General features: G+C 40.1%; 6 protein-coding genes. All 6 read right to left on the bottom strand.

What is annotated here, in order from left to right; all coding sequences use genetic code 11:
* Positions 1-477: 477 nt before the first annotated feature.
* Positions 478-1,671 (bottom strand): Gfo/Idh/MocA family oxidoreductase, encoded by a 1,194-nt coding sequence (locus QZ738_RS03935; protein ID WP_293784846.1) that lies wholly within the window; start codon positions 1,669-1,671, stop codon positions 478-480.
* Positions 1,672-1,946: 275 nt separating this feature from the next.
* A complete protein-coding gene (locus QZ738_RS03930; RefSeq protein WP_293784845.1) occupies positions 1,947-3,311 on the bottom strand; it encodes a DUF1080 domain-containing protein in 1,365 nt (454 codons plus the stop codon).
* Positions 3,312-3,423: 112 nt separating this feature from the next.
* Complete coding sequence (locus tag QZ738_RS03925) at positions 3,424-4,779, bottom strand: Gfo/Idh/MocA family oxidoreductase (RefSeq protein WP_293784844.1); 1,356 nt, start codon at positions 4,777-4,779, stop codon at positions 3,424-3,426.
* Between the two features lie 363 nt (positions 4,780-5,142).
* Complete coding sequence (locus tag QZ738_RS03920) at positions 5,143-7,809, bottom strand: valine--tRNA ligase (protein WP_293784843.1); 2,667 nt, start codon at positions 7,807-7,809, stop codon at positions 5,143-5,145.
* Between the two features lie 250 nt (positions 7,810-8,059).
* On the bottom strand, positions 8,060-8,695 hold the full coding sequence (locus QZ738_RS03915; protein ID WP_293784842.1) for a Uma2 family endonuclease: 636 nt from the start codon (positions 8,693-8,695) through the stop codon (positions 8,060-8,062).
* A 45-nt stretch (positions 8,696-8,740) separates the two neighbouring features.
* A complete protein-coding gene (locus QZ738_RS03910; RefSeq protein ID WP_293784841.1) occupies positions 8,741-9,373 on the bottom strand; it encodes a Uma2 family endonuclease in 633 nt (210 codons plus the stop codon).
* Between the last annotated feature and the right edge of the window lie 5 nt (positions 9,374-9,378).

The raw sequence follows: 9,378 nt of genomic DNA, 5'->3' as shown, positions 1-9,378 counted from the left end.
GATTGGGCTACAAAAATTCGCTGAAATAAATATTGGATGGAGAATCAAAAATATCCCTGAAACTTAGCAAAAGATGTGTCCACACGGTAGAATGAAGAATCGGGAGCATTCGTTTTATCGGGTTTAGGTGGCACAGCCGGCAAGGCGATTAGGGGCTGTAATACGCAGGAATAACGTCTTTCTGAATTATGCTATATCTTTCAATAGCAACAAAGGCCTTCTGGATATAAACCTGATTGAAATGTAAAGCCCACAGCGCAGCGAGGACTTGTAATGAAAAGCAGGACTAACTTTAAAACAAACCACAGCAATTGCTTTCCAAAAAAAATCAGCGCATTAAATTCTTTCTTTTTCCGTCATTGCGAGGAGGAACGACGAAGCAATCTTACGACGATCGCTATTAATCTATCTTTTAGATTACTTCGTCGGCTGAAAAAGCCTTCTCGCAATGACGATTTTGTGCAGATGACAGATCACTTAAACACTATATTCCGGCTTCCAAACCTGTTTATTGCCGCTATAAATCGCTTCGTTACACATGGCCACGCATATAGCGGCCTGGGTTCCGGTATTGATGTTCGAGGCAGGCTCTTTCCTGGTCGTTATTGATTTATAAAATTCATCCAAGGCGTAATTTGTACCATCTATGGTTGGCTGATCCAAAATCGGGATTCCCCCGTCTTTATTGACCACAATTTTGGTTGCCCCTGTTACGCCATCCACAATCCCCAATTCTTTTCTGGTATTCGCTTCAGGATAAAATAAGCCGGTATTGGTGAGCAGAGAAACAGAGCCCTTTGTCCCTTTTATTTTAAACAAGTAACCGTCATGCGCATTGCCACAAGTGGCCCCGAAGTTGCCGATCATTCCTCTTTCGTTATAACGGAGAATGGCCTGAATATTATCATAGGTTTCGCGACCATCTTTAAATACATCTATCCCTCCTGAGCCCATAATTTCATCGGGCTGGGTTTCGAAAGCCCAGTTGATAAAATCGATCTGGTGCGAGAGCAGTTCGGCGGCCAAGCCACCAGAATACTCCTTATACATTCTCCAATTGATTTTGCGCTCTAATGCCGCATCCGGAACAGCCCTGCGCCAGTTACCGTTACGGTCCCAGCGACAATCAATCTGACTAACCTTACCCAAATAACCACTCTGGATCATCTCTTTTACCTTGAAATACAATGGCGAATAACGGTATTGATAACCCACCTGAAAAACCTGGTCAGGATGTTGTTTAACCAGTTTCTTAAGCTCAATAGCCTGGGCAATATTGTAGGTCATGGTTTTTTCTACATACACGTGTTTACCGGCCAGCACGGCATCTTTGGCAATTTTGTAATGTTCGCTTAAAGGTGTGGCAATAAAAACCGCATGAATGGTTCTATCTTCTAAAATTTTATGGTAATCTTTTACGGCTTTGGCAGCAGCAGGAACATATTTTTCGGTTTCCTTAAGCCTGAAATCGAGTAAATCGCAATATGCATTAATTTTATATTTTGCAGGCATAGACTTAATGACCGACAAGACACCCTTACCGCGATCGCCACAACCAATCATGGCCACATTAATAATTTCATCAGCTGCTAAACTGGCGAAACCCTGATTGCCCAGCAGTAAACCGGAACCTATCAGGGCTGATGTTTTAACAAAAGATCGACGATGCATGATATGTTAATATTTTATCTTTTTAAAATGATGATTTGGAGCGCTAATTAATGCTGCTATTAAAGTCTAGTCCCGCCAATGCTGCAATCTTTTTGTTCTAGGTCGCTGCTATATGATCGAACATGCAACAAAAAGTATTTCCGCGTATGTCGGGGCTAATTAACCTGCGTTAGTACTCATGGATAAGTTAGCTATCCTAAAGCCTGGCGTGGGTGTTAGAAAAAGCGATACCATGGACCACCGTATTGAACCACGCTCATTTTCAAATCAAAAACTTATAAAGTCTTGATTTTAATCGTTCTGAAATCTACCTTATTGCCATGGTCCTGTAGCAGGATATGCCCTTTTGGCGCTTCCCCAAAATTTTTCCAATTTTTATATTTACTAATGGCCACGAGTTTTCTAAATTCTGCTGATCCACGCGTATATTCCAACACTTTAATGCCATTTAAATAATGTTCCACTTTGTTATCAGGATAAACGACCACACGGCCATTGTTCCAGCTGCCGATGGGACGCAGGTAACGAGGTTCTTTTTTCGAAGTCATTAAATCGTACAGGGATGCCAAAGTGCGGTTTCCATCTCTGCCCAATTTAGCATCGGGATGTAAGTCATCGTCCAAAACCTGGTATTCCAAACCAATGGCCGAACCTGCATTATTTTCGCTCAGGGTAACAAAATATTTCACACCGCTATTGGCTCCGGGTGTAAGCTTAAACTCAAACGATAAATCAAAAGCGGCATATTCATCTTTAGTAACAATATCGCCACCATTGGTTGATTCTGCACCTCCTGAAGGCTCAACGCTGATTATGCCATCAGCGATTTTCCATCCTTTGGCAGGAAAAGCAGTTTTATAGGCCCCAACCCAGCCTGCATTGCTTTTACCATCAAATAACAGTTTATAGCCTTCCGATTTTTCGTAAGCAGATAAAGTGTTTGGCATTAAATTAACAGTATAAATGCCTTTTGGAAAAGCTTTGGCTTTCAGTCCTTCAGTTTGAATGTTGATATTTTTGAAGTAAACTTTCTTGCCATCGTTATCGAAATTATTGCCAATACCATGAACCTGTAAGCCAATAAAGCCCGATTGATCCAAAGTATCAATTACATAAGCAACAGGCCTTCCATTTACCCAGGTTTTGGTTTCGTTACCGATACATTCTATCCTGTAATGGTTAAATTCATTCTTTTTATACAATGGTTTTGCAGAAGGGTTAAGTTCTAAAGGATAAAGCCACAATCTTCTGGCCTCATCATAAATCCCACCGGTCCATGCCCGCGGTGTAGGATCAATTTCAACCTGTCTGCCAAAAACCAGCCCTTTACCGCCATTACCTTCTGGTTTGATATGGCTACGGGTCTGTACGCCCGAGTTGGTCGTTTCGCCTTCCAGCTTAACATCCAGTTCTAAAATGAAATCGCCATATTCTTTTTCGGTAATCAAAAATGAATTGGGTGTGCCTTTGGTCATGGTTCCTACAATCATTCCGTCTTCAACCTTGTATGGGGCGGCGCCTGCAACGGCTTTCCAGCCGTTAAGCGTTTTACCATCAAATAAGGGCTTAACTTTTTGGGCAGCTGCCGATAAACTGATTAGCGAGAGCGCCACAATACTATATTTTTTTAAATTTAACATGATAGAGTTTTCTAGTCGTCATTGCGAGAAAGAATGACAGCTTCTCCCGACCATTCGGGGAAGCAATCTTTTTTGCTAACAGATTGTCTCGTGCCTTGCTATGACGATATTTTTAATATTTAAATACTTTTCCATTTGCCATTACTTCCTGTTTGCCTTCATCGAACACTGCTTTTGCACCCGTGCGGACCGCAGCATTGGTCATGATGTTGGCGATAGAATGTGAATAACCCGCCTCAACCGGAGCATTTGGTGTTTTACGGCTGCGAACACATTCCATCCAGTTGCGCATATGGCCCGAGGTTAGCGCATCACCGCCCATATTGGCACCGGTTGCGGCCTTAATTTCGGTTTTACTTAAATCAAATTCAGGCAGAAGATTGGCTTTCAAGCCCATAGCTGCAGCTTCTTTTTCCCTTAAACCACCTTTTGGCGAAACTTTATTAGTAATCAGGTTCAGTTCTCCACCGTTTGAATAATAAACCTCACCTACATCGCCCACACTATTCTGCATTCTGGAAGTAAAAGTAACCTGGAATCCATCGGTGGTATCAGGCTGACCGTAATCAAATACAGCGACCATCGAATCCAAGTTTCTGCGGCCATCTTTCCAGGTGTAAATCCCCCCATTGGCCACTACGCTACGGGGATGTTTTAAATTGGTAAACCAGTGTACGGTATCAATCTGGTGGCTCATCCATTGCCCGGGCATTCCTGATGAATAGGGCCAAAACAAGCGATATTCTAAATATTTTCTTGGATCAAAAGCCTCGTTCGGGCGATTTAGCAAAAACCTTTTCCAATCAACATCTTCTTCTTTTAATTTGGCTACCAAATCTGGTCTGCGCCATCTGCCAGGTTGATTGACGTTCCATACCAGATCTACAGCAGTGATCGGCCCGAATTTTCCATCCTGTATAAATTTTGCAGCATTGATATAATTTTCCCCGCTCCTTCTTTGCGAGCCAATCTGCACAATCTGTTTGCTTGCCTTCACCGCTTTAAATGCAGCTTTAGCGTCGTCCATAGTTTCGGCGAAAGGTTTTTCTACATAGGCATCGCAATTGGCTTTTACAGCCTCGATGGTGTGAAGGGCATGTTGAAAATCGGCTGTGCTGATAATGACGGCATCCAGATCTTTCGTGGCATAAAGCTCATCATTGTTACGGCAGGCTTTAATATCATGGCCAAATTTTTCTTTTAAATGGGCAATTCCCAAATCTCTACGGTAATTCCACAAATCAGAGAGACCTACAATATCGAAATTCAGTTGCTTATTGTGATTTAAAAAACAAGGTAAAAGGGTATCCTTAAAACGGTCAGAAAACCCAACAACACCAACACGCACCCGATCATTTGCACCCATAATACGACCATAACTTTTAGCACTCATACCCATGGTACCCGCATACGTTGCTGCAGCAAATATTGCTGATTGTTTAATAAATGTTCTTCTGGAATTTTCCATTTCAGGATATTAGGTTAGATTATCGCTTAATCGTTTACGATCTGACAGACCGTTTTATCAAAAAACTAAAATATGGTTAATAAAAACAAACCTTAAATATCCGTAAGTAATATTTTTGAAACCTTATCTAAAAATAACGGCTTATAATCGTATTAACCCTAAATAAATAGCGGGTAGACCAATATTTAAAGTATAAACTATTTTATTTGGCAGGTAGGAAAACGTTTGAAATAATTATCCCTAATAAGATAATTTTAATAACCAACATAAAAGCCTTTCAAATAATTATCTGAAAGGCTTTTACCCTGACGTGCTTTAAGGCCTGTAAGGTTTTAGAAACCTGAGAGGCCTATGCGACTATCATTATCCTAAAACCGCTAAATTTTCTTCAATAATTTTGATTTTTGCCTCGGCGTCAGCTTTTTTGTTGCGCTCGTTGGCAATAACCTCAGGTTTAGCATTTTGTACAAAACGTTCGTTGCTCAATTTAGCATCAACAGATTTCAGGAAACCCTGAAGATAAACCAGATCAGCATTTAAACGTTCACGTTCTGCTTCTACATCTATATTTTCGGTCAATGGGATGAAAAACTCATCTTTACCGGCCATAAAAGCTATTGCACCAACAATTTTATCGTTTACAATTTCTGCTTCTGATACATTGGCTAGTTTGAAAACAATGTTTAACCATTTTTCATAATCAAGGTCAGAATTTATTTTGATACTTAAAGGCAAGGCTTCTTTCGGAGAAATCTGTTTCTGGTTCCTTATATTTCTGATTTCGGCTACCACAGTCTTAATTACCTCTGCATCTTTCAGTAATTGCTCATCAAAAGTTCCGCCTTTCGGAAATTCAGCCACAATGCAACAATCCAATTCTGCACGATCGCCAAACAGATCATCATGCCATAACTCTTCGGTGATGAAAGGCATATTCGGATGCAGTAACTTGATGATATTTCCAAAGAATTTAATCGTTGCCTGATAACTTTCTGCATCAATAGGCTGTTGGTAAGCTGGTTTAACCATTTCTAAATACCAGGCACAGAAATCATCCCAAACCAACTTATAAGTAATGGTTAGTGCTTCAGAAAGCCGGTATTGTTTAAAGTTGGCTTCAATTTCTACCAATGCTTCATTAAAGCGGTTTTCAAACCACGAAATGGCCTGGGTATTTGGATTCGCCAGGTTCTCGTCAACTTCCCATCCTTTTACCAAACGGAAAGCATTCCATATTTTACTGGCGAAATTACGCCCCTGTTCGCAATAGCTTTCATCGAACATTAAGTCGTTACCAGCAGGCGATGACATTAACATGCCCACACGAACCGCATCGGCACCATATTTTTCAATCAAGCCAATGGGGTCAGGTGAATTACCAAGCGATTTAGACATTTTACGACCTAATTTATCGCGTACAATACCGGTTAAGTATACATTCGTAAAAGGCTTTTTGCCCATAAACTCATGTCCGGCCATAATCATACGGGCTACCCAAAAGAATAAAATTTCGGGTGCAGTAACCAGATCATTGGTTGGGTAATAGTAATTGATATCTTTATTTTCAGGATTTTTAAAGCCATCGAAAACTGAAATTGGCCATAACCATGAAGAAAACCAGGTATCCATTACATCATCATCTTGTCTTAAAAAAGGCGCTAACTGATGTTTGAATCCAGCTTTTTCAGTTTCTGAACAATTTTCATCCAGATGTTTTTTCTTCCAGAATTCTTCTAAGGCTTCATCTTTGGTTTTGGCAACCACCCAATTTCCTTTATCATCATACCAGGCCGGAATTCTTTGACCCCACCATAACTGACGGCTGATGTTCCAGTCGCGCACATTTTCCATCCAGTGGCGATAGGTATTTTCAAATTTATTCGGAATGAGGTTCACTTCGCCATTCAGCACGTCGTCTAAAGCTGGTTGAGCCATTTCTTTGATCTTCACGAACCACTGCATAGAGAGCTTTGGTTCAATAGCAGCATCGGTACGTTCAGAAAAACCAACCTGCGATTTGTAATCCTCCACTTTCTCTAAATGCCCCGCTTCTTCCAACATTTTGGCAATTTTTTTACGGGCAACAAACCTGTCTTCACCCACTAAAATAACGGCCAGTTCATTTAAAGTGCCATCATCATTTAAGATATCGGTAACTGGTAAATTGTGCTTAACACCCAATTCGTAATCATTCAGATCGTGTGCTGGTGTAACTTTTAAACAACCCGTTCCAAATTCAATATCTACATATTCATCTTCAATAACCGGAATTTCGTGGTTAACCAACGGCACAAAAACTTTTTTACCTTTTAAGTGCATAAAACGTTCATCGTTCGGATTGATACAGATGGCTGCATCGGCCATGATGGTTTCCGGACGCGTTGTAGCGATTGTTAAAAACTGATCTTCTGTTCCCGAAATCAGGTATTTAATGTAATATAATTTCTGGTTTACTTCCTTACGGTTCACTTCTTCATCAGAAACAGCAGTTTTACCTGCCGGATCCCAGTTTACCATACGGATTCCACGATAAATCCATCCTTTTTTATACAAGTGGATAAACGAATCAATCACCGCTTCAGAAAGATCTTCTTCCATTGTGAAACGGGTACGGTCCCAATCGCAACTTGCCCCTAGTTTCTTTAACTGATCTAAAATAATACCACCATACTTCTCTTTCCATTCCCAGGCATATTTCAAAAATTCTTCGCGCGAAAGATCTTTTTTATCAATTCCCTGCTCCTTTAACATGGCTACCACTTTTGCTTCGGTAGCGATGGAAGCATGATCAGTTCCGGGCACCCAGCAGGCATTTTTACCCTGCATACGGGCTTTACGGATTAAAACATCCTGAATAGTATTGTTGAGCATATGCCCCATATGCAGTACACCTGTGACGTTCGGAGGCGGAATGACGATGGTATAAGGTTCGCGCTCATCAGGTTCTGAGTGGAAAAACTTTTTAGATAGCCAATAGCTATACCATTTATCTTCTGTTTCTGCAGGATTGTACTTGGTGGAAATGCTCATGAAAAATTTTATAAAAGCCCAAAAATAGCTAATTAAGCGCAAAGCTGAAAGACTAAAGCAGAGAAAGCGGAAAGACTAAGACAGATAAAGTACGGATAGGTTTATTTGGCAGATATGAGCATGAGTTTTTAGAAATAAAGTAGGAGTATTTTATCTATCCTCGCTTTGTTCTACAATTCAGACGTCAAGTTGGGCTATCAATCAGTTTTGAAAAATTATTCTGTACAAAATAAGGCTGATCATAAAGTTATTAATCTACATCTTCAAAAACATCATCCAATGCCAGTTCAAAACCGGGCAATACAGTTGATGTAATTTTTTCGCTTAGGGCAAATATTTTAGAGGGCTGAAATTTACCCACTTCATCTAGGGTATAAATCAGAACACTTTTATCGCTCTGGCTCACCACCCAATATTCCTTGACACCAAATTCTTCGTAAACACGGTATTTATGAAGCAATTCGGTTTTGGTATTACCTGGTGATAAGATTTCGATGACCAGGTCAGGCGCACCTATACAACCGCGTGCATCGAGTTTGCTCTTATCGCAGATGACACAAATATCTGGCTGAAGAACAGTAAATACATCTTTATCAGCTTTGCTTTCTTTTGGAAATCGGACGTCAAAAGGTGCTGCATAAACCTTGCAAAGTTTACCTTTTAAAAAATTGATTATTGGATTTAACAAGTTAATAGAAATGCCTTGGTGCACTCTTGATGGCGCAGGGCTCATTTTAAAGATTTTACCTTTAATCAACTCTACTCTTTCAGGAAAAAGCCAGTTTAAATAGCTGGCATAGCTGTAAGTTAACGACACATCGAGCTCATTGAACTGCCTCACGGGCTCATCATCATTTAAGATCGGATATGGAACTGGTTCAGACATGATTCTGGAAACTAAAAATTAGTAATACGAAAATATTGATGGATTTTATAAATCTTCAAAAACATCATCCAATGCCAGTTCAAAACCTGGCAATACCGTTGACGAAATTTTTTCGCTTAGTGTAAATATTTTAGAGGGCTGAAATTTCCCTTTCTGATTTAAGGTATAGATCAAGATACTTTTATCACCTTGGCTCACTACCCAATATTCCTTGACACCAAATTCTTCGTAAACACGGTATTTATGAAGCAATTCGGTTTTGGTATTTCCCGGTGATAAAACTTCGACAACTATATCGGGTGCGCCAATGCAGCCACGGGCATCAATTTTACTTCTATCGCAGATGACACAAATATCTGGCTGTAAAACAGTAAAAACAGCTTTGTCCTTATGACTTTCATTTGGAAAACGAACATCAAATGGAGATATGTAAACTTTACAAGGCTTCTTTTTTAAAAAACTTCCTAGCTTAAGAAATATGTTACCGATAATTCCCTGATGAACGCTTGACGGCGCTGGGCTCATTTTAAAGATTTTACCTTTAATCAGTTCTACCCTTTCAGGAAAAAGCCAGCTTAAATAATTTGCATAGCTATAAGTTAATGATGCATCAAGCTCATTGAACTGCCTTACAGGCTCATCATCGTTTAAAACAGGATATGGAACAGGTTTAGACATAACCC

Source organism: uncultured Pedobacter sp., from assembly GCF_913776295.1.
Classification (GTDB): Bacteria; Bacteroidota; Bacteroidia; order Sphingobacteriales; family Sphingobacteriaceae; genus Pedobacter.
This window is presented reverse-complemented; position numbering and strand designations above follow the sequence as displayed.